The 21,978-nt window shown below is 69.3% G+C and carries 23 protein-coding genes; 3 read left to right on the top strand and 20 right to left on the bottom strand.

From position 1 onward, the window contains the following. Positions 1–34 precede the first annotated feature (34 nt). The 6 genes from lgt to BST10_RS13420 form a co-directional block, all read right to left on the bottom strand. Positions 35–1,606, bottom strand: a complete 1,572-nt coding sequence (gene lgt / locus BST10_RS13445; RefSeq protein ID WP_083038279.1) for a prolipoprotein diacylglyceryl transferase — start codon at positions 1,604–1,606, stop codon at positions 35–37. Further along, positions 1,603–2,409: a tryptophan synthase subunit alpha gene (gene trpA / locus BST10_RS13440; protein ID WP_013829063.1), complete on the bottom strand. Its 807-nt coding sequence runs from the start codon at positions 2,407–2,409 to the stop codon at positions 1,603–1,605. The genes lgt and trpA overlap by 4 nt, the downstream gene beginning before the upstream one ends. Continuing rightward, the gene (gene trpB / locus BST10_RS13435; protein WP_013829064.1) at positions 2,406–3,725 is read right to left on the bottom strand and encodes a tryptophan synthase subunit beta; all 1,320 of its coding nucleotides are present in this window, start codon (positions 3,723–3,725) and stop codon (positions 2,406–2,408) included. Before trpB ends, trpA begins: the two co-directional genes overlap by 4 nt. Further along, positions 3,726–4,544, bottom strand: coding sequence for an indole-3-glycerol phosphate synthase TrpC (gene trpC, locus BST10_RS13430; protein ID WP_013829065.1), 819 nt, complete (start codon positions 4,542–4,544; stop codon positions 3,726–3,728). It abuts the gene before it with no gap. A gap of 79 nt (positions 4,545–4,623) precedes the next feature. Continuing rightward, complete coding sequence (locus BST10_RS13425) at positions 4,624–5,271, bottom strand: TIGR02234 family membrane protein (protein ID WP_013829066.1); 648 nt, start codon at positions 5,269–5,271, stop codon at positions 4,624–4,626. After that, entirely contained in the window at positions 5,264–6,799 is a 1,536-nt protein-coding gene (locus BST10_RS13420) for an anthranilate synthase component I (RefSeq protein ID WP_083038277.1), read from the bottom strand. The genes BST10_RS13425 and BST10_RS13420 overlap by 8 nt, the downstream gene beginning before the upstream one ends. 51 nt (positions 6,800–6,850) lie before the next feature. On the opposite strand from BST10_RS13420, the gene BST10_RS13415 reads away from it, so the two are divergent. Next, entirely contained in the window at positions 6,851–7,315 is a 465-nt protein-coding gene (locus tag BST10_RS13415) for a peroxiredoxin (protein ID WP_013829068.1), read from the top strand. Positions 7,316–7,347: 32 nt separating this feature from the next. On the opposite strand, the gene BST10_RS13410 is transcribed toward BST10_RS13415, so the two are convergent. The 11 genes from BST10_RS13410 to hisD all read right to left on the bottom strand — a co-directional run bounded on the left by BST10_RS13410 (position 7,348) and on the right by hisD (position 17,421). Then, complete coding sequence (locus BST10_RS13410; RefSeq protein WP_013829069.1) at positions 7,348–8,424, bottom strand: coiled-coil domain-containing protein; 1,077 nt, start codon at positions 8,422–8,424, stop codon at positions 7,348–7,350. Between the two features lie 241 nt (positions 8,425–8,665). Beyond that, entirely contained in the window at positions 8,666–9,748 is a 1,083-nt protein-coding gene (locus tag BST10_RS13405; RefSeq protein ID WP_232062437.1) for a coiled-coil domain-containing protein, read from the bottom strand. A 79-nt stretch (positions 9,749–9,827) separates the two neighbouring features. Then, on the bottom strand, positions 9,828–10,547 hold the full coding sequence (locus tag BST10_RS13400) for a M protein (protein WP_232062436.1): 720 nt from the start codon (positions 10,545–10,547) through the stop codon (positions 9,828–9,830). Between the two features lie 96 nt (positions 10,548–10,643). Next, positions 10,644–11,000: a phosphoribosyl-AMP cyclohydrolase gene (gene hisI / locus BST10_RS13395; protein ID WP_013829072.1), complete on the bottom strand. Its 357-nt coding sequence runs from the start codon at positions 10,998–11,000 to the stop codon at positions 10,644–10,646. Then, positions 10,997–11,782 (bottom strand): imidazole glycerol phosphate synthase subunit HisF, encoded by a 786-nt coding sequence (gene hisF / locus BST10_RS13390; RefSeq protein WP_013829073.1) that lies wholly within the window; start codon positions 11,780–11,782, stop codon positions 10,997–10,999. The genes hisI and hisF overlap by 4 nt, the downstream gene beginning before the upstream one ends. Positions 11,783–12,125: 343 nt before the next feature. Further along, positions 12,126–12,941, bottom strand: a complete 816-nt coding sequence (locus tag BST10_RS13385; protein ID WP_013829074.1) for an inositol monophosphatase family protein — start codon at positions 12,939–12,941, stop codon at positions 12,126–12,128. An 8-nt stretch (positions 12,942–12,949) separates the two neighbouring features. Then, positions 12,950–13,690 (bottom strand): bifunctional 1-(5-phosphoribosyl)-5-((5-phosphoribosylamino)methylideneamino)imidazole-4-carboxamide isomerase/phosphoribosylanthranilate isomerase PriA, encoded by a 741-nt coding sequence (gene priA / locus BST10_RS13380; RefSeq protein WP_083038330.1) that lies wholly within the window; start codon positions 13,688–13,690, stop codon positions 12,950–12,952. A gap of 20 nt (positions 13,691–13,710) precedes the next feature. Beyond that, positions 13,711–14,334 (bottom strand): imidazole glycerol phosphate synthase subunit HisH, encoded by a 624-nt coding sequence (gene hisH, locus BST10_RS13375; protein WP_083038275.1) that lies wholly within the window; start codon positions 14,332–14,334, stop codon positions 13,711–13,713. Continuing rightward, positions 14,331–14,945: an imidazoleglycerol-phosphate dehydratase HisB gene (gene hisB, locus BST10_RS13370; RefSeq protein ID WP_083038273.1), complete on the bottom strand. Its 615-nt coding sequence runs from the start codon at positions 14,943–14,945 to the stop codon at positions 14,331–14,333. Before hisB ends, hisH begins: the two co-directional genes overlap by 4 nt. Next, the gene (locus BST10_RS13365; protein ID WP_013829078.1) at positions 14,942–16,075 is read right to left on the bottom strand and encodes a histidinol-phosphate transaminase; all 1,134 of its coding nucleotides are present in this window, start codon (positions 16,073–16,075) and stop codon (positions 14,942–14,944) included. The genes hisB and BST10_RS13365 overlap by 4 nt, the downstream gene beginning before the upstream one ends. Further along, a complete protein-coding gene (gene hisD / locus BST10_RS13360) occupies positions 16,072–17,421 on the bottom strand; it encodes a histidinol dehydrogenase (RefSeq protein WP_083038271.1) in 1,350 nt (449 codons plus the stop codon). The genes BST10_RS13365 and hisD overlap by 4 nt, the downstream gene beginning before the upstream one ends. Before the next feature lie 191 nt (positions 17,422–17,612). Here hisD and BST10_RS13355 point away from each other — a divergent pair, with 191 nt between their 5' ends. Together BST10_RS13355 and BST10_RS13350 are read left to right on the top strand one after the other, a co-directional pair. Next, positions 17,613–18,017, top strand: coding sequence for a nitroreductase family deazaflavin-dependent oxidoreductase (locus BST10_RS13355; RefSeq protein WP_041317976.1), 405 nt, complete (start codon positions 17,613–17,615; stop codon positions 18,015–18,017). Positions 18,018–18,042: 25 nt separating this feature from the next. Further along, positions 18,043–18,453: a nitroreductase family deazaflavin-dependent oxidoreductase gene (locus tag BST10_RS13350; protein ID WP_013829081.1), complete on the top strand. Its 411-nt coding sequence runs from the start codon at positions 18,043–18,045 to the stop codon at positions 18,451–18,453. Between the two features lie 21 nt (positions 18,454–18,474). On the opposite strand, the gene nadC is transcribed toward BST10_RS13350, so the two are convergent. The 3 genes from nadC to nadA are packed head-to-tail and all read right to left on the bottom strand — an operon-like array spanning position 18,475 to position 21,967. After that, positions 18,475–19,353, bottom strand: a complete 879-nt coding sequence (nadC, locus tag BST10_RS13345; protein ID WP_013829082.1) for a carboxylating nicotinate-nucleotide diphosphorylase — start codon at positions 19,351–19,353, stop codon at positions 18,475–18,477. Beyond that, the gene (locus BST10_RS13340) at positions 19,350–20,918 is read right to left on the bottom strand and encodes an L-aspartate oxidase (RefSeq protein ID WP_083038269.1); all 1,569 of its coding nucleotides are present in this window, start codon (positions 20,916–20,918) and stop codon (positions 19,350–19,352) included. The genes nadC and BST10_RS13340 overlap by 4 nt, the downstream gene beginning before the upstream one ends. Beyond that, a complete protein-coding gene (gene nadA, locus BST10_RS13335) occupies positions 20,915–21,967 on the bottom strand; it encodes a quinolinate synthase NadA (protein ID WP_083038267.1) in 1,053 nt (350 codons plus the stop codon). Before nadA ends, BST10_RS13340 begins: the two co-directional genes overlap by 4 nt. Positions 21,968–21,978: the final 11 nt, after the last annotated feature.

Here is a 21,978-nt window from a genome sequence, read left to right as displayed (position 1 = left end):
GCCAGAAAAACCGGCGATGCCGGTCGGAGCGAAATCAGCGCTGGTCGGGCTCGTCGTCCCCGTCAGCCACGTCGGCCGCGTCGGCCTCAGCCGTGTCCTCGTCGCTGTCGACGTCGGTTTCCCCGTCGGCGCCGCCGTCGGAATCATCGTCGGAATCGTCGTCGGCTGTGGCGACCGGGTCGGTTTCGGTCTCTGCAGCTTCGTCGGGCTCCGGTGCCGCCACAAGATCTTCGGTGTCCTCGACGACTTCGGCGCCGTCCGCGACGGATTCCTCGGTGGCCTCCGCCGTGTCCTCGTCGGCCTGGTCCACCGGTTCGGCGACCTCGTCACCCTCGCCGACTTCGTCACCCTCGGCGACTTCGTCACCCTCGGCCGGTTCGTCGGCGACGCTGCCGTCGTCTTCGGCAACGTCCTCGGGTTCGGCCTCGTCGGCTTCGTCAGCCTGCTCGACGACGCCGTCGCGGTCGGTGTCAGCCTCGAGCTCGGTGGTCTCGTCGCCTTCGACGTCGGTACCGTCGCCTGCCTCGGTGTCGGAGGCCTCTGCGTCGTCGGTGCCCGGGCCCACGGTGTCGTCGGCACCGGCCTCGTCCGGCTCGGTTTCGTCCTCGCCGGCAAGCCGATTCGGTATCCGGACCACGGACCCGACGCCGTTCGCAGCGCCGACCGCCACCAGCTCTTCTTCCGGTGCCGGCTCGGGTTCGGCCACAGCGGCCTGGTCGTCCGGTGCGCCGGGTTCCCACGCGCGACGGATGACCTCGGGGTCCTCGCGGCCCTTGGTGGCGAGCAGAATGTAGACCACCGCTCCGATGAACACGAACGTCGATGTGAACGAGTTGACCCGGATCCCGGCGATGTGGGTGGCCGCGTCGTCGCGCAGCAGTTCGATGCCGAAGCGCCCGATGCAGTAACCGGCGACGTAGAGCGCGAACAGCCGGCCGTGACCCATGCGGAACCGCCGGTCGGCATAGATCAACACCGCGAAAACGGCCAAATTCCAGAGTAATTCGTACAGGAACGTCGGTTGCACGATCTTGTACAGTTCGCCGGTCGACACACCGTCGAGCAGGTGCGGATCGCGTACCCCGGCGGCGTCCTCCCGCCAGAAGATCTCCAGGCCCCACGGCAAGGTCGTCTCCCGGCCGTAGAGCTCCTGGTTGAAGTAATTGCCGAGCCGGCCGATCGCCTGCGCCAACACGATGCCGGGCGCGACCGCGTCACCGAACGCCGGTAACGGGATCCCGCGACGCCGGCAGCCGATCCATGCGCCGATCCCACCGAGTGCCACCGCACCCCAGATCCCCAGGCCACCGTCCCAGATCCGCGGCGTCGCCTCCCAGCCGGCGCCGCCCTCACCGAAGTAGGTTCGCCAGTCGGTCATCAGGTGGTACAGCCGCCCACCGATCAAGCCGAACGGTACGGCCCACAACGCGATGTCGTAGATGACCCCCGGTTCACCGCCCCGCGCCCGCCACCTGCGGTCACCGATCAGCAGGGCGATGACGATGCCGATGATGATGCACAGGGCATAGGCGCGGATCGGGACCGGACCGAGATGCCAGACACCGCGAGCCGGACTGGGAAAGTACGTGAGCCAGTTCAACGTCATGGCTGTGGAATCCTTTGACGCACACCGGATGCCAGTTCTTCGGTCAGCGAGCGCAAGGCACCCAGGCCATCGGCGAGCGCGGTGACCAGCGCCGAGCCGACGATGACACCGTCGGTATAGGTGCCGATCTCGGCGGCCTGTGCGCCGGAACGCACACCCAGGCCCACCCCGACCGGAATGTCGGAGACCTCCCGGACCCTGCGCACCAGCTCCGGCGCTGCGTTCGACACCGTGTCGCGGACACCGGTGACACCCATCGTCGACGCCGCGTAGACGAATCCGCTTGAGGCATGCGCGGTCTCGGCCAATCGCTGCGGTGTCGACGACGGCGCCACCAGGAAGATGCGATCCAGCCCATGCTGCTCGGATGCCGCCAGCCAGTCGTCGGCCTCGTCGACGATCAGATCGGGCGTGATCAGCCCCAGCCCACCGGCCGAGGCCAGATCGCGGGCGAACGCATCGACGCCGTAGCGCAGCACCAGATTCCAATAGGTCATCACAACCGCACGGCCACCGGCACCAGCGATAGCCTCGACCGCGGTCAAGGTGTCGCGGACCCGGACGCCGCCCTGCAGGGCCACCTCGGTGGCCCGCGCGATGGTCGGGCCGTCCATTCCCGGATCGGAGTAGGGCACGCCGACTTCGACGAGGTCGCAACCCGATTCGACCAGTGTGGTCATGGCCGCGACCGACCCGGGCACATCCGGGTACCCGGTGGGAAGGTAGCCGATCAGCGCGGCGCGCCCCTCGGCCCGGCACGCGGCGAACATCGGGGCCAGCCGGTCGCCGGTGTGGCCGGTCATGCCGGCCCACCCTCGTTCTGGATCACGCGCCGTTCGTCGGCATCGCTTCGCGCTGCATTGTCATCGTCGCCCAGCAGTCCGAACCACTTGCCCGCGGTTTCGACGTCCTTGTCGCCGCGTCCGGACAGGTTGACCACGATGACCTTGCCCGGGCCCAGCTCGGCGGCCAGCTTGAGCGCGCCGGCCACCGCGTGCGCTGATTCGATCGCCGGGATGATTCCCTCGGTGCGGCAGAGTATTCCGAACGCCTCCATCGCCTCGGCGTCGGTGATCGGCTGATACTCGGCGCGCCCCGTCTCGCGCAGCCAGGCGTGCTCCGGGCCGACGCCGGGATAGTCCAGACCCGCCGAGATCGAGTGTGACTCGATGGTCTGCCCGTCCTCGTCCTGCAGCAGGTAGGAGAACGAGCCCTGAAACGCCCCCGGGGAGCCACCGGCGAACGTCGCGGCGTGCCGACCGGTGGCCACGCCGTCGCCGCCGGCTTCGTAGCCGATCAGCCGCACCGCGGGGTCGTCGATGAACGCATGGAAGATGCCGATGGCGTTCGACCCGCCGCCGACGCAGGCCACCACGGCATCGGGCAGCCGGCCGGCCAGTTGCTGGATCTGCGTGCGGGCCTCCAGCCCGACGATCCGCTGGAAGTCGCGCACCATGGTCGGGAACGGGTGCGGCCCGGCCGCGGTCCCGAAGCAGTAGTAGGTTCGATCGGCGTTGGTCACCCAGTCCCGGAACGCGTCGTTGATGGCGTCCTTGAGCGTCTGCGAGCCCGATTCCACCGAGACCACCTCGGCACCCAGCAGCCGCATCCGGGCCACGTTGAGCGCCTGGCGGCGGGTGTCGACGGCTCCCATGTAGATCACGCACTCCAGGCCCAGCAGGGCGCAGGCGGTGGCGGTGGCCACCCCGTGCTGGCCGGCGCCGGTCTCGGCGATCACCCGGGTCTTGCCCATCCGCCGCGCCAACAGGGCCTGGCCCAGCACGTTGTTGATCTTGTGCGAGCCGGTGTGGTTCAGGTCCTCGCGCTTCAGGAAGATGCGGGCGCCGCCGGCGTGGGCGGTCAGGCGCTGCGCCTCGTACAGCGGCGAGGGCCGGCCGGTGTAGTGCGTCTGCAGGTTGTCGAGGGTGTCGAGGAACTCCCGGTCGTTGCGCACCTTGTCGTAGGCGGCGGTGACCTCTTCGATGACCGCCATCAACGCCTCGGCGACGTAGCGGCCGCCGTAGGCGCCGAAGTGCCCGCGGGCATCGGGGTCGTGCCGGCTGGGTTCGGCGACTCCGGCGCTGGCGCGCGGAAGGTTCGGGTGCGCGGTATCCGACATTTAGCGGGCGGGCTTCGGGCAGGACGGATGCTTACCCGCACTGACCAAATCGGCAACGGCCGCCCGCGGGTCGCCGCTGGTGACCAGTCCCTCGCCGACGAGGACGGCGTCCGCACCGGCACCGGCATAGGCCAGCAGGTCCGCGGTGCCGCGCACGCCGGACTCGGCGATCTTGACCACCTCGGTCGGCAGGCCCGGCGCGATCCGCGCAAAGCAGTCCCGGTCGACCTCCAGCGTGTGCAAGTCGCGGGCGTTGACCCCGATCACCTTGGCGCCGGCGGTCAGGGCCCGGTCGGCCTCTTCCTCGGTGTGCACCTCGACCAGGGCGGTCATCCCGAGCGACTCGGTGCGGTCGAGCATCGAGACCAGCGCCTGCTGTTCGAGCGCCGCCACGATCAGCAACAGCATGTCCGCGCCGTGGGCGCGAGCTTCGTGAATCTGGTAGGGCCGCACGATGAAGTCCTTGCGCAGCACCGGAACCGACACCGCGGCACGCACCGCGTCGAGGTCGGCGAGCGAGCCGTTGAAGCGGCGCTCCTCGGTCAGCACGCTGATAGCGCGGGCTCCGCCCTCGGCGTAGGCGCAGGCGAGTTCGGCCGGGTCGGCGATCGGGGCCAGTTGCCCCTTGGACGGGCTGGCGCGCTTGACCTCGGCGATGACCGCGATTCCAGGCTCTCGCAGGGCCGCCATGACGTCGCGCGGCGCGGGCATGGCCTCGGCTGCCGCCTTGACTTCCGCCAGGCTGACGACGGCCTCCCGGGCGGCAACGTCGGCGCAGACTCCCTCGATGATGGAGTCGAGCACGGTTGCCGAACTCATGTCTGCCGGTTCCTCTCCCGCTTGGCTCCCCTTGTCCGGGACCTTCATCGAAGGGTAACCACCGTCACCGTCACCGGTGTCACCGGCCCTCGGCCGCCGGCCCGGGTGGCGGTTCTGTCGGGTCGCAACCCTCGTCGAGCGCGTCCCACATCATTCGTTCCGACATCTCCGGGGTCCCCGCGGCGGCGTCGGCGTCCCGCGTCACCGCCCGCCGCGCCGCCGGCGTCTCGTATTTGGCGTTGTCGTTCGTGTGATGGGCGGCGGCCCGCATCAGCAACGCCGCAGCGGCCAGCACACCCAGCGCCGCCAGCAAGCTCAACACCGCCCCGGTGAGGCGGCGGTCGGCCGCCAGCAGCGATGTCAGCGGGATCTCGGCGATATCGAGGGCGCGGAGCGCGACGTCGCGCACCACCCACATGCTGACGGCCAGATAGCCGGCCGCCAGGCTCACCGCGGCCATCAACACCGCCAGCACCCGCAATTTCCAGCCCCGCACCGCCACCGCGGCGACCGCGGCGGCCAGGCACACCCAGGCCAACGGCACCAGCGCCGTCGACCAGGACGCGCCGCTGACCGTGATGTCCTTGGGCTGTCCCAGCCCGTCGAAGGAGCGGATCAGCACCCATGGCAGCCGAGCGGCGCCCCACAACCCGCCGGCGGCCAGCACCAGCAGCAGTTGCGCCACCCGCAGCGCCCGCTTGCCGCCGCGGACCCCGTCCTCAGTCATCGCTGCCCGGTACCGTCAGCGTTTCGGCAGCCGCGATCGCGGCCAGCACCGCGCGGGCCTTGTTGGAGGCCTCGGTGTACTCGTAGGGGCCGTTGGAGTCGGCCACCACGCCGCCGCCGGCCTGCACGTAGGCGGTACCGCCGGCCAGCAGGGCGGTGCGGATCGCGATCGCGAAGTCGGCGTTGCCGGCGAAGTCGAGATAGCCGACGACGCCGCCGTACAGCCCGCGGCGGGTCTTCTCGACCTCCTCGATCAACTCCATGGCCCGCACCTTGGGCGCCCCGGACAGCGTGCCGGCCGGGAAGCAGGCTGTCACCGCGTCCAGTGCGGTGCGGTCCTGCGCGAGCAGCCCGGTGACCGTGGAGACCAGGTGCATGACGTGGCTGTAGCGCTCGATGTGGCTGTAGTCGGACACCCGCACCGTGCCCGGGACGCATACCCGCCCCAGGTCGTTGCGGCCGAGGTCGACCAGCATCAGGTGCTCGGCGCGCTCCTTCTCGTCGTTCAACAGGTCCTTGCCCAGGAGCTGGTCTTCCTCCTCGGTCGCACCGCGCCAGCGGGTCCCGGCGATCGGATGGGTGGTCGCGCGGCCGTCCTGGACGGTCACCAGCGCCTCGGGGCTGGATCCCACGATCGAAAAGGCCACTCCCCCAACGTCGTCGGGCACCTGCAGCAGATACATGTATGGGCTCGGATTGGACACCCGCAGCATCCGGTAGACGTCGATGGGAGCTACGTCGGTGTCCATCTCGAAACGTTGCGAGGGCACCACCTGAAACGCCTCGCCGGCCTCGATCTCACCGACCAGCCGCTCGACGATGGTGCCGTACTCCTCGGGGGTGCGCTGCCGCCGGTAGACCGGCTCGGGCCGGTCGAAGGTGGCGACACTGGACTCCAGCGGCTGACTCAGCGCCGCGGTCATCACGTCGAGCCGTGCGATCGCGTCGTCGTAGGCTTCGTCGACCCGCTCGTCGGTGCCGTTCCAGTTGACCGCATTGGCGATGAGCGTGATGGTGCCCTCGTGGTGGTCGACCGCGGCCATGTCGGTTGCCAGCAGCAACAGCATGTCGGGCAGCTGCAGGTCATCGACGGCCAGCTCCGGAAGACGTTCCAGCCGGCGCACCATGTCGTAGGCGAAAAAGCCCACCAAGCCACTCGACAGCGGCGGCAGCCCGGGAATGGCGGCCGTTTCCAGCAGTGCCAGCGTCTCGCGCAGCGCCTGCAGCGGGTCGCCGCCGGTGGGGGCGTCCTGCGGCACCGGACCCAACCACACCGCTTCGCCGTCCCGGACCGTCAGCGCCGACGACGTCCCGGCGCCGATGAACGACCACCGCGACCAGGACCGGCCGTTCTCGGCCGATTCCAGCAGGAAGGTGCCGGGCCGGTTCGCGGCCAGCTTGCGGTAGGCGGACAGCGGCGTCTCGGCATCGGCCAGCACCTTGCGGAGCACGGGGACCACGCGGTGCTCGGCGGCCAGCGCCCGAAAGTCCGCCCGGGAGGTGACGCCGGCGCTGCTGGGGGTGTGCACGGGCCCATCTTCCCAGACCCCACCCGTGCGGCCGGGAGTAGCCTGGCGGCCATGAACACTGGCGACACCGTGGCCGACTTCGAGCTCCCCGACCAGACCGGAACACCGAGGCGACTCAGTGCGCTGCTGGCCGACGGGCCGGTGGTGCTGTTCTTCTACCCGGCGGCGATGACTCCCGGCTGCACCAAGGAGGCGTGCCACTTCCGGGATCTGGCCGGCGAGTTCGCCGCGGTGGGGGCGCAACGGGTGGGCATCAGCGCCGACGCGGTGGCCAAGCAGGCCAAGTTCGCCGATCAGCAGGGCTTCGACTACCCGCTGCTGTCCGACACCGACGGCACGGTGGCCGCCCGGTTCGGCGTCAAGCGCGGGCTGCTGGGCAAGCTGCTGCCGGTGAAGCGGACCACGTTCGTCATCGACACCGATCGCACGGTGCTGGGCGTGATCGCCAGCGAGTTCGCCATGGATGCCCACGCCGACAAGGCGCTGGAGCTGCTGCGGGCGCGTTCCTCCGCCTAGACCGCCGGGCCGGCCCGGCGGGTTGGGGATGTCTACTCGTCGGTGGCCGTGTCGTTGTCGTCAGCGGTGTCGTTGTCGTCGGCTTGTTCGGCTTCGGGTGCTTCGTCGGAAGCGGCCGGCGGGACGTCTTCGGGTGCCCGCAGGTTGTCGCCGACGGCGGTGTCGATCCAGTTGCGGATCTCGGTGAGGTGGGTGACGATCCCGGAGCGTTCCCGTACCAACAGATCCACTTCGGACTGGGTGCGCTCGGTGAGCAGTTTGGCCTCGCGTTTGGTGGTGGCGATCAGCGTGGACGCCTCCAGCCGAGCCTCCTTGTCGAGCTTGGCGATGTTCGCCTCGGCCTGCTCCCAGGCCGCCTGCATCTTCTGGTCCAGCCGGTGCTGGGCTTCGCGGCGGTTGCGCTCGTCTTCTTCCCAGGCCAGCTTGATCTGCTGGTCGAGGGATTCCTGCGCCGCCCGGCGGTTGCGCTCGTCTTCCTCGGCCAGCCGCTGGTAGACCTCGCGTCGGCTGCGCTCGGCCTCTTCGATCTCCTGTGCGATGCGGCTGCGCTCCTCGTGCGCAATCCGCAGGATCTCCTCGGCCTCCTGGGTCGCGGCATCGAGGATCTTCGCCCGGCGCGCGTTGGTGGAAGCCTGAAATTCGGCCAGCGCCTCGCTGGCGGCGGCACGGTCGTGGCTGGCGGCCTCCAACTGCTCGCGCAGTTGTCCGGTCAGCGACTCGGCGTCCTGTTGGGCCAATTCCTTGGTGCGCCGCGCTTCCTCGGAGGCGATGCGCATCATCCGCGCGATCCGGTCCGACATGCCCTCCACCGAGTTGACCGGACCGGTGACCTGCTCGAACTGGCTTTGCAGTTGCGACAGTTCGCCGGTGAGACGTTGCCGTTCGGACTCGGCCTCAGCCGTCAGCCGCACGATGTCGTTCTGCAGCCGCGTGACCTCCGCGCTGAGTTGCTCCCGGTCGAATCGAGTTTGCGACTTGGCGGCTTCGAGGGATTTGTTGCGGTCCTGCAGAATGTCGATTTCCCGGTGGAGGCGAGCGATGTAGTCGGCTACTTCATTGCGATCGAAACCGCGCATCTGCGTTTCGAATTCCGGAATCTCCAGCGCCACCGGCGTTACTCCTAGGTACCCGTCAGGTTCGGTTCTCGGTTCGACAGCCAAGCAGCGTGCAACTGAGTTGGCTTGCGCGCGAAGCTAAATGGGCATGCGCACTCAACGCACCGTGCGACGGAGCGTATCAGACCTGGCAGAGCGTGTCACCGGTCTCATCGGGGGCAGACTTCAGCTCAAGTGCGGACAGCTTTCGCGAAATGAGGACTCTTTTGCCCGCCCGGACGATTCGCCGTTTGCGTCAAGCCGATGAATGCCGCTCGCCGTTGTCGCCGACGGCGGTGTCGATCCAGCTCCTGATCGCGTTGAGGTGCGTGAGGATGTCGGCACGCTCTCGCCCCAGTAGCTCCACCGCCGTCCGCGCGCGATCGCTGAGCACTGTGGCCTCGCGCCGGGCCGTGGCGATCAGCGTCGAGGCCTCCAGCCGGGCTTCGTTGTCGAGCCTGGCGATACTGGCCTCGGTCTGTTCCCATGCGGCCTGCATCTTCTGGTCCAGCCGCCGCCGCGCCTCCCGCCGGTTGTGCTCGTCTTCCTCCCAGGCCAGCTTGACCTGCTCGTCGAGGGCCTCCTGCGCCGCCCGGCGGTTGCGCTCGTCGTCTTCGGCCAGCCGCTGGTAGACCTCTCGGCGGCTGCGTTCGGCGGCTTCGATCTCCTGCGTGATCCGGGCGCGTTCCCGGTGCGCGAGTCGCAGGATCTCCTCGGCTTCGGCGGTTGCGACCTCGAGGATCTTCGCCCGCCGCGAGTTCGCGGAAGCCTGCAGCTCAGCCAATGCCTCGCCGGCGGCGGCCCGGTCAAGCCTGGCGGCCTCCAGTTGCTCACGAAGTTCCGCGGTCAGCGACTCGGCGTCCTGTTGGGCCAACTCCTTGGTGCGCCGCGCTTCCTCGGAGGCGAGCCGCATCATCCGCGAGATGCGATCCGACATGCCTTCCACCGAGTCGACCGGAGCGCTGACCTGCTCGAACTGGCTTTGCAGTCGCCGCAGTTCCGCGGTGAGTTCTTGACGTTCGGCCTCGGCGTCGGCGGTCATCCGCACAATGTCGTGCTGAAGCCGTTTCACCTCGGCGGCGAGTTGCTCACGGTCAAATCGGGCCTGCGCTTTGACGGCGTCGAGCGATTTGGTGTTCTCCTGCAGAATTCCGATTTCATGATGGAGCCGGGCAATGTAATTGGAGACCTCATTGCGATCGAACCCGCGTAGCTGCATTTCGAATTCCGGAATCGCTGGCACCACCGGTTCAACTCCTCCCGACAGGATTTGCCCTCGGCTCGACAACACCGGGCGTCTAGCCGACTGTTCGCCGAATAAGGGCAGCTCAACAGGCATGGTCAAGCCGCCGTGCGAGGTGAGCGTAGCAGATGATGGCTGGGTGTCAGCCGAAATTTACGATAGCGAAAAAATGGGGTCAGTGGGGACGATTCTCGCGAAACCAGGATTCCCTGGGCGGTGGCGTCGATTCCCGGCTGACCGGAACGGCGTCGTTAACCGGGTTTGCGTCGTTAACTTCGGGCCTGCGATTCACTTGAAACGTCGTGCGCTCTATCTGGTTGACGATCTTCGCCCGCGCGTCGATGAGTTCGGCCAGGCGCTGCTGGGCGTCGGCCACGTGGCTGTTGATCGCCTGATTCATCTCGGTCAAGATCGCCGAAGCGTGGTTCTCGGCTTCTCGCATGATCTCGGCGGCGCTCATCACGGCCTGTCGGCGCAGCTGGGCGGCCTGAGTGCGCAATTGCTTGTGCTGGGTCTCCAGCTCGGCCCGCAACTCAGCCGCCTCTCGGCGTTGCGCCTCGGCGTCTTGGAGGATCGCGGCCGCCTCGTTCTCGGCGGCGCTGCGCACCTCGTCGGCGAAGCGCTGAGCCTCAGCACGAATATCATCGGCCTCGGCGACCGCCCCGTTGAGAATTCCGGACAGTCGTTCACTTAATCCGACGATATCGCCGGGGATTTCCGATGCCAACTCGTTGAAACGCGCCGACGTAGATTCCAGGTTCGCCTGCGACTCACTCAACTGATTCGTCAGCGCAACGATCCGCGACCCGTCGCGGGGCATGTGCGCCTCGATGTCGCTGACCGTCCCCTTGGCGTAGTGGGCGTCGATCTGCGCCGAGAGCCGCTCCAGCTCCAAACCTCTGGGCCGTTGCTGGTGTTCCAACCGGTACCAGTCGTCAGGCTCGTCGGAGTTCACAGTCGGCCAGCATACCGCCCGGCCGCCGCGGGTGAATCAATCTGCGGGACCGAGCAACACGTCAGCGTCGAAGCAACTGCGGTCTCCGGTGTGACAGGCGCCGCCGGTCTGATCGACTTCCAACAGCACCGTGTCACCGTCGCAGTCCAGCCGCACCGCATGTACGTACTGGGTGTGCCCGGAAGTGGCGCCCTTGACCCACTGCTCGTTGCGGGACCGCGAAAAATACGTCGCCTCACGGGTTGCCAGGGTGCGGGCCAGCGCAGCGTCGTCCATCCAGGCGACCATCAGGACCTCGCCGCTGCCCCGCTGCTGTGCCACCGCGGCGATCAATCCCTCGGCATTGCGCTTGAGCCGGGCCGCGATCGCCGGATCCAAACGGCGTTCACTCATCGCACCACGATTCCTTCGGCCGCCATCGCAGCCTTGACCTGTCCGATCGTCAGCTCCCGGAAGTGAAACACGCTGGCCGCCAGCACCGCATCGGCGCCGGCGGCGACCGCCGGCGCGAAATGCTCGGCCGCGCCGGCACCCCCACTGGCGATCACCGGCACGCTCACCGCCGCCCGCACCGCGCGCAACATCGGCAGATCGAACCCCGCCTTGGTGCCGTCGGCGTCCATCGAGTTCAGCAGGATCTCACCGATCCCGAGCTCCACACCGCGCACCGCCCACTCGACCGCATCGATGCCGGTGCCGCGCCGACCGCCGTGGGTGGTGACCTCCCACCCGGACGGGGTGGGCGCCGATCCGGCCGGAACCGTGCGGGCGTCGACCGACAACACGATGCACTGCGAGCCGAAGTGGCGGGCTAGCTCGGCCAGCAGCTCCGGGCGGGCGATGGCGGCGGTGTTCACCGACACCTTGTCCGCGCCGGCCCGCAGCAGCACGTCGACGTCGGCCACGGTGCGCACCCCGCCGCCCACGGTGAGCGGGATGAACACCTGGTCGGCGGTGCGGGCGACCACCTCGAGCATGGTGGCCCGGCCCGACGACGACGCCGTGACGTCGAGGAAGGTCAGTTCGTCGGCGCCCTCGGCGTCGTAGGCCGCCGCCAGCTCGACCGGATCGCCGGCATCGCGCAGGTTCGCAAAGTTCACACCCTTGACGACCCTGCCGTCGTCGACGTCCAGGCACGGGATGACCCGCACCGCGACGTCGCTGTGCTTATGCATCGGTCCCAGCTTCGCCTCTCCTGCGTCGAGCCTCGCTGAACCGCTGTGCTTATGCATCGGTCCTAGCTTCGCCTCTCCTGCGTCGAGCCTCGCTGAACCGCTGTGCTTATGCATCGGTCCTAGCTTCGCCTCTCCTGCGTCGAGCCTCGCTGAACCGCTGTGCTTATGCATCGGTCCTAGCTTCGCCTCTCCTGCGTCGAGCCTCGCTGAACCGCTGTGCTTATGCATCGGTCCTAGCTTCGCCTCTCCTGCGTCGAGCCTCGCTGAACCGCTGTGCTTATGCATCGGTCCTAGCTTCGCCTCTCCTGCGTCGAGCCTCGCTGAACCGCTGTGCTGCTGCATGTCAGTAGTCCTCCGGTGCACCGACGGCGGAAAGGATGTCGAGGATCTCGGTGTGCGCCCCCGGTGCGGCGGCCAGTGCCGAGCGCGACTGGGCCGTCCAGGGCGCACCGGTCAGGTCGGTGACGATGCCGCCGGCGGCGCGCACCAGGGCGACTCCGGCGGCGTGGTCCCAGATGTGGTCGCCGAAACTGATCGCGCCGCCGAGGGTACCGTCGGCGACATAGGCCAGGTCGATTCCGGTGGCACCGTGCATCCGCGGCCGCGACGTCACCCGGCTCAGGCCGGTCAACACCTCGAGCCGGTAGCGGCCCGGGAAGCGTCCACGCCAGTCGACGTTGAACGTGCCGACGCCGACCAACGAGTCCGACAGCGCCGCCGGACCCAGCCTCGGCTGCGCCACCCCGTTGCGCAGCAGGGGGCCACCGGCCACCGCGGTATAGCGCTGGTCGGTGAACGGCAGCCAGGTCAGCCCGGCGACCGGTTCACCGTCGCGCAGCAGACCCAGCAGAATCGCGGCCATCGGCGATCCGGCGGCGTAGTTGAACGTGCCGTCGATCGGGTCCAGCACCCATACCAGCGGCGAGTCGATCGGTGGACCGCCGAACTCTTCGCCGTGCACACCGATTCCGGTCGCCGACACCAGCCCCTCGGTGATCTGACGCTCCAGAGCCAGGTCGACCTCAGTAGCGAAGTCGTTGCCCCCCTTGCGAACTGCCGAGCCGGCCCGGTGGCCCTCGAGGAAGGGCTGCGCCGCGACATCCAGGATTCTCGACGCCTCGACGACCAGGGCGTCCAGTTCTGCGGTGTCCAGCGCCACGTGCGGTCCTAGCCCCGCACCGCGGCCAGCGCCTCGGGCAGCGTGAACCGTCCGGCGTAGAGCGCTTTGCCGACGATCGCGCCCTCGACGCCGCGGTCCACCAACGTGGCGATGGCGCGCAGGTCATCGAGGCTGGACACTCCCCCGGATGCGATCACCGGTGCGTCGGTGCGGGCGGCGACTTCGCCGAGCAGTTCCAGGTTGGGACCGCCCAGCGTGCCGTCCTTGGTCACATCGGTGACGACGTAGCGCGAACAGCCTTCACGGTCAAGGCGTTCCAGAACCGGCCAGAGATCACCGCCGTCGGTCTCCCAACCGCGGCCCCGCAGTCGGTGCGCGCCCTCGGGATGGCCGGGCTCGATCTGCACATCCAGCCCGACCGCGACCTTCTCGCCGTGCTCGGCGATGGCGCGTGCGCACCACTGTGGGTTCTCCAACGCGGCCGTGCCCAGGTTCACCCGGGCGCAACCGGTGGCCAGCGCAGCCGTCAGCGACTCGTCATCCCGGATGCCGCCCGACAGTTCGACCTTGACGTCAAGGCGCCCAACCACATCGGCGAGCAGCTCTCGGTTCGAACCGCGCCCGAAGGCGGCGTCCAGGTCGACCAGGTGAATCCATTCGGCGCCGTCACGCTGCCAGCCCAGCGCGGCATCCAGCGCCGAGCCGTACTCGGTCTCGCTGCCGGCTTTGCCCTGCACCAGCCGCACCGCACGGCCGTCGACGACGTCGACGGCCGGCAGCAGAACCAGTGCGTTGTTCACAGACGTACTCACAGTGCCTCCACCCAGTTGCTCAGCAGTCTCGCCCCGGCATCCCCGCTCTTCTCGGGGTGAAACTGGGTGGCGGCCAACGGCCCGTCCTCGACAGCCGCCAGGAACGGTACCTGATGGGTCGCTCGGGTCACCAAAGCCTCCGGGCGGCCCTCCCAGTGCTGCGCGGCATAGGAGTGCACGAAGTAGAACCGGGTGTCGGCAGCCATCCCGGCGAACAGCGTGCTGCCGGGTGCGGCGTCGACGACATTCCAGCCCATGTGCGGGATCACCGGGGCGTCCAGCCGGCTGACCACGCCCGGCCACTGGCCGCAGCCGGCCGTCTCGACGCCGAACTCCACGCCGCGGGCGAACAGGATCTGCATTCCGACGCACACGCCCAGCACCGGGCGACCGGCAGCCACCCGTTCGGCGATGATCTTCTCGCCGTGCACCTGGCGCAGTCCGGCCATGCACGCCGCGAACGCCCCGACGCCCGGGACCACCAGACCGTCCGCTGCGGCCGCCGCGTCGGCATCCGCCGTGACCTCGACCACCGCGCCGGCGCGCTGCAGGGCACGCTGGGCCGAGCGCAGGTTGCCCGAGCCGTAGTCCAGGATCACCACCGCGGGTTCGGCGGTCACAGAGCACCCTTGGTGGACGGCACGCCGGTCACCCGCGGGTCGGGCTCCACCGCTTGGCGCAGCGCACGGGCGACCGCCTTGTACTGGGCCTCGGTGATGTGGTGCGGATCGCGCCCGTAGAGCACCCGGACGTGCAGCGCGATGCGCGCATTGGAGGCCAGCGTCTCGAACACATGCCGGTTGATCACGGTGTGGTACGGCGCCTGCGTACCGGCGATCGTGGTGTGCACCAGGTGGTCGGGCTCGCCGGTGTGCACGCAGTAGGGCCGCCCGGACACATCGACGGCGGCGTGCGCCAACGTCTCGTCCATCGGGATGAACGCGTCACCGAACCGGCGGATCCCCTGCTTGTCGCCGAGTGCCTGGCCGAGGGCCTGGCCGAGCACGATCGCGGTGTCCTCCACGGTGTGGTGCGCCTCGATCTCGATGTCGCCCTTGGCGCGCACCGTCAGGTCGAAGCTGGCGTGGCTGCCCAGCGCGGTCAGCATGTGGTCGTAGAACGGCACCCCGGTGTCGATGTCGACGACTCCGGTGCCGTCCAGATCGAGTTCGACCACGATGTCGGATTCGCGGGTGGTGCGGGTTATCCGGGCGCGGCGGCTGCCGGTCATGAGGCTCCTAATGTTTGTGCGAGTTCGGTGGCCGCCAGGCGTTGGCTGGCGGCCAGCAGCGCGTCGTTCTCCTCCGGCAGTCCGGTGGTGGCGCGCAGGTATCCGGCGATGCCGACGTCGCGGATGAGGATGCCGGCATCCAGGTAGCGCTGCCACGTTGCGGGCGCGTCGGCGAATTCGCCGAACAGCACGAAGTTGGCGTCGCTGGGAATGACCCGAAATCCCATGGCGGCCAACGCGGCCGAGACACGTTCGCGTTCGGCGACGAGCTGCGCAACGCTGCCCAGCGTGTCGTCGGCGTGCCGCAGCGCGGCACGGGCGGCGGCCTGGGTGACCACCGATAGGTGATAGGGCAACCGCACCAGCAGCATCGCCTCGATCACCGCCGGGGCGGCGATCAGATAGCCGAGCCGGCCACCGGCGAACGCGAAGGCCTTGCTCATGGTGCGGGTGACGATCAGCTTCGCCGGATAGTCACCGATCAGCCCGATCGCGCTGGGCTGCGACGAGAACTCCCCGTAGGCCTCGTCCACGATCACGATTCCCGGTGCCGCGTCGAGCAGCCTGCGCAGCTCGTCGAACGAAATACTCTGGCCCGACGGGTTGTTCGGGCTCGCGACGAACACCACGTCGGGCCTGCTGTCGGTGATCGCGGTGACCGCGACGGCAACGTCCAAACCGAAGTCCTCGGCCCGGTTCGCGGCCAGCCACCGGGTCTGGGTGCCGTCGGAGATGATCGGGTGCATCGAATATGACGGGACGAAGCCGATCGCGCTGCGGCCGGGGCCGCCGAACGCCTGCAGCAGTTGCTGCAGGATTTCGTTGGAGCCGTTGGCCGCCCAGACGTTCTCCGGGCCGACCTCGACGCCGGTCTGGGCGCTCAGATAACCGGCCAAATCGGTGCGCAGCGCCATCGCGTCACGGTCGGGATAGCGGTGCAACTCGGCCGCGGCCTGCCGTACCGAAGCCGCGACGTCGTCGACCAGCGCCGCACTGGGCGGGTGCGGATTCTCATTGGTGTTCAGCCGCACCGGCACCTCGAGTTGCGGCGCCCCATAGGGTGATTTGCCGCGTAGATCGTCGCGCAGCGGCAGGTCGGCCAGTGTGATCTCGCCTCCGGGCCGGGTCACTGCTCGAACCTCCGCCGGACCGCTTCGCCGTGCGAGGGCAGATCCTCGGCGTCGGCCAGCGCGATCACGTGCCCGCTGACATCTTTGAGCGCGGCCTCGGTGTAGTCCACCACGTGGACACCGCGCAGGAAGGTCTGCACCGACAACCCGCTGGAGTGCCGTGCACTACCCGCCGTCGGCAGCACGTGGTTGGAGCCCGCGCAGTAGTCACCGAGGCTGACCGGGGCGTACGGGCCGACGAAAATAGCTCCGGCCGAACGGATCCGGGCGGCCACCGCGGCGGCGTCGGCGGTCTGGATCTCCAGGTGCTCGGCGGCGTAGGCATTGACAACCCGGATACCGGCGTCCAGGTCGTCGACCAGCACGATCGCCGATTGGCGTCCCGTCAGTGCGGTGACGACCCGCTGGCGGTGCACGGTGGTCTCGAGTTGCGCGGTCACTTCGCGGTCGGTCGCGTCGGCCTGTTGCGGACTGGTGGTGACCAGCACGCTGGCGGCCAGCTCGTCGTGCTCGGCCTGGCTGATGAGGTCCGCGGCCAGATGCGCCGGGTTGGCGGTGTGGTCGGCCAGGATCGCGATCTCGGTGGGTCCGGCTTCGGCGTCGATGCCGACCTGGGAACGGCACAGCCGTTTGGCGGCGGTCACGTAGATGTTGCCGGGCCCGGTGATCATGTCGACCGGAACCAGCTCTGCCTGATCGGTGTCGGTGCCGCCATAGGCCAGCAGCGCCACCGCCTGGGCGCCACCGACCGCCCAGACCTCGGCCACGCCGAGCAGGCGGGCCGCGGCCAGGATCGTCGGGTGCGGCAGGCCTTGAAACTGGCCCTGCAGGTCCGCTTGCGGCGGGCTGGCGATCACCAGCGAGTCCACTCCCGCGGTCTGGGCCGGTACCACGTTCATCACCACGCTGGACGGGTAGACGGCGTTGCCTCCCGGCACGTACAACCCGACGCGCTCGACCGGAATCCAGCGTTCGGTGACGGTCGCGCCCGGGGCCAGCATGGTGGTGGTGTCGGTGCGTCGCTGGTCGGCGTGTACCGCGCGGGCGCGGCTGATCGCCACCTCCAGGGCGGCGCGCACCGCCGGGTCCAACTCGGCCAGCGCGGCCTCCAGTGCCGCTTCGGGCACCCGGACCGCGGCCGGGCGTATCCCGTCGAACGATTCGCCGAACTCCAGCGCCGCGGCCGAGCCGCGTTCCGCGACCGCCTCGACGATCGGGCGCACCTGTGGCAACACCGCCTCGACGTCGACACCGCCGCGCGGCAGGGCGGCCCGCAGCGAAGCTGCCGACAGGTTCGCGCCACGCAAATCGATGCGCGACATCAGCGGTGTGGTCACGCCGACCATTGTCCCAGAACAGCTCAAGCGGATTTCGCCCCGTCGGTCGGCGCCCTGGGAGTCGAGTGCGCGGTTTGGCCGGGATTCGGGCCGGGAAGGCGACCAAACCGCTCACTCGACGGCGGTTGAAGCCGCTCCGGTGCGGTCGACAACCCGGCTAGGGTGGACGGCACATGTGAGCTCGGGAACGGAGTCGCCGGTTGTCCACCAACAATCACCCGAAGAGCGTTCCCGGGGTGCCCTACATCTTTCCGGACTGGCTGGACTACCTGCAGCGCACGATCGAAAGCCCCCTAGTCAAACGATTCCACCTCCCCACCTTCGCGGTCATCGAACATCGGGGCCGCAAATCCGGCAACCCGTACCGGACCGTGGTGCGCGCGTTCTGCAAAGGGCCGGTGCTAACGGTGCTGCTCGGTCACGGCAAGGCCGACTGGGTCAAGAACGTGCTGGCCGCCGGCGAGGCCGACGTGCGCCTGTTCCGGCGCGACGTCCACATCACCAACCCGCGGATCGTGCCCGTCGGCGGTGATACCGACGGCCTGCCGTTGATCGCGCGGGCGGGAGCGCGGTGGGTCGGGATACTGGCCGCAGACATCACCTGAAGTACCCATGAGGAACGGAGTCCGTATGGCTGTCGACAAGAGTGCCGGTGACGCGTCCAAGCTGCCGGTGGTGTTCCCGCCGTGGTTGGACCGACTGCAGATCAAATACATGAACCCGGTGGTCAAACCGCTGTCCAAGTTCCTGCCGGGCATGTCGGTGATCAAGCATCGGGGCCGCAAATCCGGTAAGCCCTACGAAACGGTGGTGACGACCTATCGGAAGGGAAATGTGCTGGCGATCGCCCTGGGCCACGGCAAGGCCGACTGGGTCAAGAACGTGCTGGCCGCCGGGGAGGCCGACGTGCGACTGTTCCGCAGCGAGCTGCACCTGACCAATCCCCGGATCCTGCCGGCCGGTACCGCCGACGCGTCCTTGCCGTGGGCAGTCCGGCTGCAGAACCGCAAGGTGGCGGTGCTGGTCACCGACATCGCCTGACGTCTTCTCGGCGGAAAGAAGCTACATGTCCAGGCCGATGTCGAGCACCTGGACCGAGTGGGTGAGCGCACCCACGGCCAGATAGTCGACACCGGTGGCGGCGTAGGCGGCCGCACTGTCCAGGGTCAGTCCGCCGGATGACTCCAGCAGCACCCCGGGCGCCCGGGAGTCGCGTCGCTGCGCCGCGGTCTGGGTCGCCCACACCGGGAAGTTGTCCAACAGCACAAGCTCGGGCCCCTCGGCGAGCACCTCGTCGAACTGTTCCAGTGAATCGACCTCGACCTCGCAGGCCACCTCGGGGGCGGCGGCGCGGACCGCGCGCAGCGCCGCGGCCACCGATCCGGCCGCGGCGACATGGTTGTCCTTGATCAGCGCGGCATCTCCCAGCCCCATCCGGTGATTCACCCCGCCACCGACGCGCACCGCGTACTTCTGCAGCACCCGCAGGCCCGGCAGCGTCTTACGGGTGTCGCGGATCTGCGCCGACGTGCCGGCGATTCCGCTGATGGCGTCCACCCAGGCCGCGGTGGCCGTGGCGATCCCGGACAGGTGACAGATCAGGTTGAGCATGGTGCGTTCGGCGGTCAGCAGCCCGCGGGTGTCGGCCTGCAGGCTCAGCACCACCGCACCGGGCTGCAGCCGGGCGCCATCGGCCACCCGGTCGCGCACCCGGTAGGCATCGCGCCCGAGTACTTCGTCGAGCACCAGCAGCGCGACGTCGACCCCGGCGATCACACCGGCGGCCCGGGTCACCAGCGCGGCCTCGGTCACCGCATCGGCCGGCACCGTCGCGGTGGTGGTGACGTCGGGGCCGTACCGCAAATCCTCGTCCAGGGCCCGGGCGATGATGCGGCGGGCCTCGTCGAGTTCGGTCTGGGACAGCGGCTGCGAAAGTGTCACAGCGCCACCGGCTCCTCGAGTACCACTGCGCCGTCACGCAGTCGGACCGTGGTGCTGCGGGCCTGGCCGGCGTCGGGACCGGCGTATTCGGCCCGATGGTGACAGCCGCGGCTCTCGGTGCGCGCCAACGCGGCCGCGGCGACCACTCGGGCCACCAGCGTCAGCGCGGCGTCCTCGCAACCCTTGCGATGAGCGGCAGTCCGCTCCTCGGCGTCCGACAGCAGCTCGGCGAGCCGCCGCAGTCCGTCGGCGTCGCGGACCACCGACGCATCGCGGGACATGGCCCGCTGCAGGGTCTGTCGCTCGACGGCGGCCTGCCGGGCCGGTTCGGCCGCGACGGCCCGCACCGGTCCGGCCGCCACGGCGTGAGCGGCCGCCGCCGACCCGGCGCGCTCCCCGACCACCAACCCTTCCAGCAGGCTGTTGGAGGCCAATCGATTCGCGCCGTGCATGCCGGTCCGGGCCACCTCGCCGGCGGCGAACAGCCCGGCCAGCTCGGTGCGGCCGGTGACATCGGTGACGACGCCGCCGCAGCTGTAGTGTGCGCCGGGCACCACCGGAATCGGTTGGGCCACCGGGTCGATACCAGCGTCGCGGCAGGCCGCGGTGACGGTCGGAAACCGGTCCGCGAAGCCGGCGATCCCGCGGGCGTCGAGGTAGACGCAGGCGTCGCCGGTCTCCCGCAGTCGGGTGTCGATGGCGCCCGCCACCACGTCGCGCGGCGCCAGATCGCCCATCGGGTGGACCCCGGCGGTGACCGAGGCACCCCGCGCATCGATCAATTTCGCGCCCTCCCCGCGCACCGCCTCGGTGACCAGCGGGCGTCTGCTGCCGGCGGCGTCGCTGTAGAGCATGGTCGGGTGAAACTGGATGAATTCCAGATCGCTCACCGCGGCCCCGGCACGCAGCGCCAGGCCCACGCCGTCCCCGGTGGCGCCGCCGGGATTGGTCGTTGCCCGGTACAGCTGGCCCAGACCTCCGGTGGCCAGCACCACCGACGGGGCGTGGATCACCCCGATGCCGTCGGCGTTGGCCACCAGCACACCGGTGACCGTGTCGGCGTCACGCAGGATCTGCAGCGCCAGCTGGCCGTGACGGATGTCCAGGCCGGCCGCGGCGTGATCCAGTGCCCGCTGCACCTCGGCTCCGGTGGCGTCGCCGCCGGCATGGATGATGCGCCGTCGCGAATGCCCGCCCTCGCGGGTCAGCGCCCAGTTGCCGTCGGGATCCTGGTCGAATTGCGCACCGGCACCGGCCAATTCGGAGACCGCGCGATAGCCGTCGGCGACAATCGAGGTCACCGCATCGCGGTCGCACAGCCCCGCGCCTGCGGCCAGTGTGTCGGCGACGTGGGCCTGAACCGAGTCGTCGGTGCCCGGCAGCACCACCGCGATCCCGCCCTGGGCGTAGTGTGTCGCGGTCACCGCGTATCCAGTGGCCGCCTTACTGAGCACCACCACCTCCCGGCCGGCCCGGCGTGCGGCGCGGGCGGCGGCCAGCCCGCCGACCCCGGTGCCGATGACGACGACGTCGGCACGCTGCTGCCAGCCGGGGCCACCGCTCACTTGCTGACCGGGGCGGAGTGCCCGATCGAGACCATGCGCTGCACGCTGCGTGCCGCCAGCCGCGCCGTCTCGGGGTCGACGTGGATCTCGTCGGCACCCTCGGTCAGGCTGCGCAGCAGGGCTGCGGGAGTGATCATCTTCATGTACTTGCAGGCCGCCTTGGAGTTGACCGCCTCGAAGTCGACCTGCGGTGCCGCCTTCTGCAGCTGGTAGATCATGCCGACCTCGGTGGCCACCAGCACCTTCTGCGCCCGGGTGCGCCGGGCCTCCTCGAGCATGCCGCCGGTGGACAGGATCTTGACCCGCTCCTCGGGGAAGTGGCCCTCGCCGACCAGGTACAACGCCGACGTCGCGCAGCCGCACTCGGGGTGCACGAACAATTCGGCATCCGGGTTCGCCCGGGCCTTCTCCTCGAGGTCGTCGCCGTTGATCGCCGCGTGCACGTGGCACTCGCCCGCCCAGATGTGCATGTTCTTGCGCCCGGTGACCCGCGCGACGTGCTGGCCCAGGAACTGGTCGGGCAGGAACAGCACCTCGCGGTCCGGCTCGATGGCATTGACCACGTCGACGGCGTTGGACGACGTGCAGCAGTAGTCGGTGAGCGCCTTGACCGCCGCGGTGGTGTTCACATATGACACCACCACCGCGCCGGGGTGGTCGTCACGCCAGGCCTGCAGGTCCTCGGCGGTGATCGAATCGGCCAGCGAGCAGCCGGCCCGGGCGTCGGGAATCAGCACCGTCTTGTCCGGCGACAGGATCTTGGCGGTCTCGGCCATGAAGTGCACGCCACAGAACACGATGGTGTCGGCGTCGGTCTCGGCAGCGATGCGGGCCAGCCCGAGCGAGTCCCCGACGTGGTCGGCGATGTCCTGGATCGGCGGCAGCTGGTAGTTGTGCGCCAGGATCGTGGCGTTGCGCTGCTTCTTGAGCCGGAGGATCTCGGCCACCCACTCCTGGTCGGGCTCGATACCGCTGTAGCCGGCCGGCGAGTTGACGATGCGGTCGGCCAGGCGGCCGGCCTGCACACCGGTCTCGGTGAGGGTGGTCATGGTGACTCCTC

Source organism: Mycolicibacter algericus DSM 45454, assembly GCF_002086455.1.
Lineage (GTDB): Bacteria > Actinomycetota > Actinomycetes > Mycobacteriales > Mycobacteriaceae > Mycobacterium > Mycobacterium algericum.
This window is presented reverse-complemented; position numbering and strand designations above follow the sequence as displayed.

Excerpts from the sequence above, each read along its gene's own strand:
- trpA (WP_013829063.1), bottom strand. The coding sequence starts at position 2,409 with ATGACCGGCCACACCGGCGACCGGCTGGCCCCGATGTTCGCCGCGTGC.
- hisF (WP_013829073.1), bottom strand. The coding sequence starts at position 11,782 with ATGCATAAGCACAGCGACGTCGCGGTGCGGGTCATCCCGTGCCTGGAC.
- hisB (WP_083038273.1), bottom strand. The coding sequence starts at position 14,945 with ATGACCGGCAGCCGCCGCGCCCGGATAACCCGCACCACCCGCGAATCC.
- lgt (WP_083038279.1), bottom strand. The coding sequence starts at position 1,606 with ATGACGTTGAACTGGCTCACGTACTTTCCCAGTCCGGCTCGCGGTGTC.
- BST10_RS13405 (WP_232062437.1), bottom strand. The coding sequence starts at position 9,748 with ATGCCTGTTGAGCTGCCCTTATTCGGCGAACAGTCGGCTAGACGCCCG.
- trpC (WP_013829065.1), bottom strand. The coding sequence starts at position 4,544 with ATGAGTTCGGCAACCGTGCTCGACTCCATCATCGAGGGAGTCTGCGCC.
- BST10_RS13425 (WP_013829066.1), bottom strand. The coding sequence starts at position 5,271 with ATGACTGAGGACGGGGTCCGCGGCGGCAAGCGGGCGCTGCGGGTGGCG.
- hisI (WP_013829072.1), bottom strand. The coding sequence starts at position 11,000 with ATGAGTGAACGCCGTTTGGATCCGGCGATCGCGGCCCGGCTCAAGCGC.
- trpB (WP_013829064.1), bottom strand. The coding sequence starts at position 3,725 with ATGTCGGATACCGCGCACCCGAACCTTCCGCGCGCCAGCGCCGGAGTC.
- hisD (WP_083038271.1), bottom strand. The coding sequence starts at position 17,421 with ATGGTCGGCGTGACCACACCGCTGATGTCGCGCATCGATTTGCGTGGC.
- nadA (WP_083038267.1), bottom strand. The coding sequence starts at position 21,967 with ATGACCACCCTCACCGAGACCGGTGTGCAGGCCGGCCGCCTGGCCGAC.
- BST10_RS13415 (WP_013829068.1), top strand. The coding sequence starts at position 6,851 with ATGAACACTGGCGACACCGTGGCCGACTTCGAGCTCCCCGACCAGACC.
- BST10_RS13350 (WP_013829081.1), top strand. The coding sequence starts at position 18,043 with ATGGCTGTCGACAAGAGTGCCGGTGACGCGTCCAAGCTGCCGGTGGTG.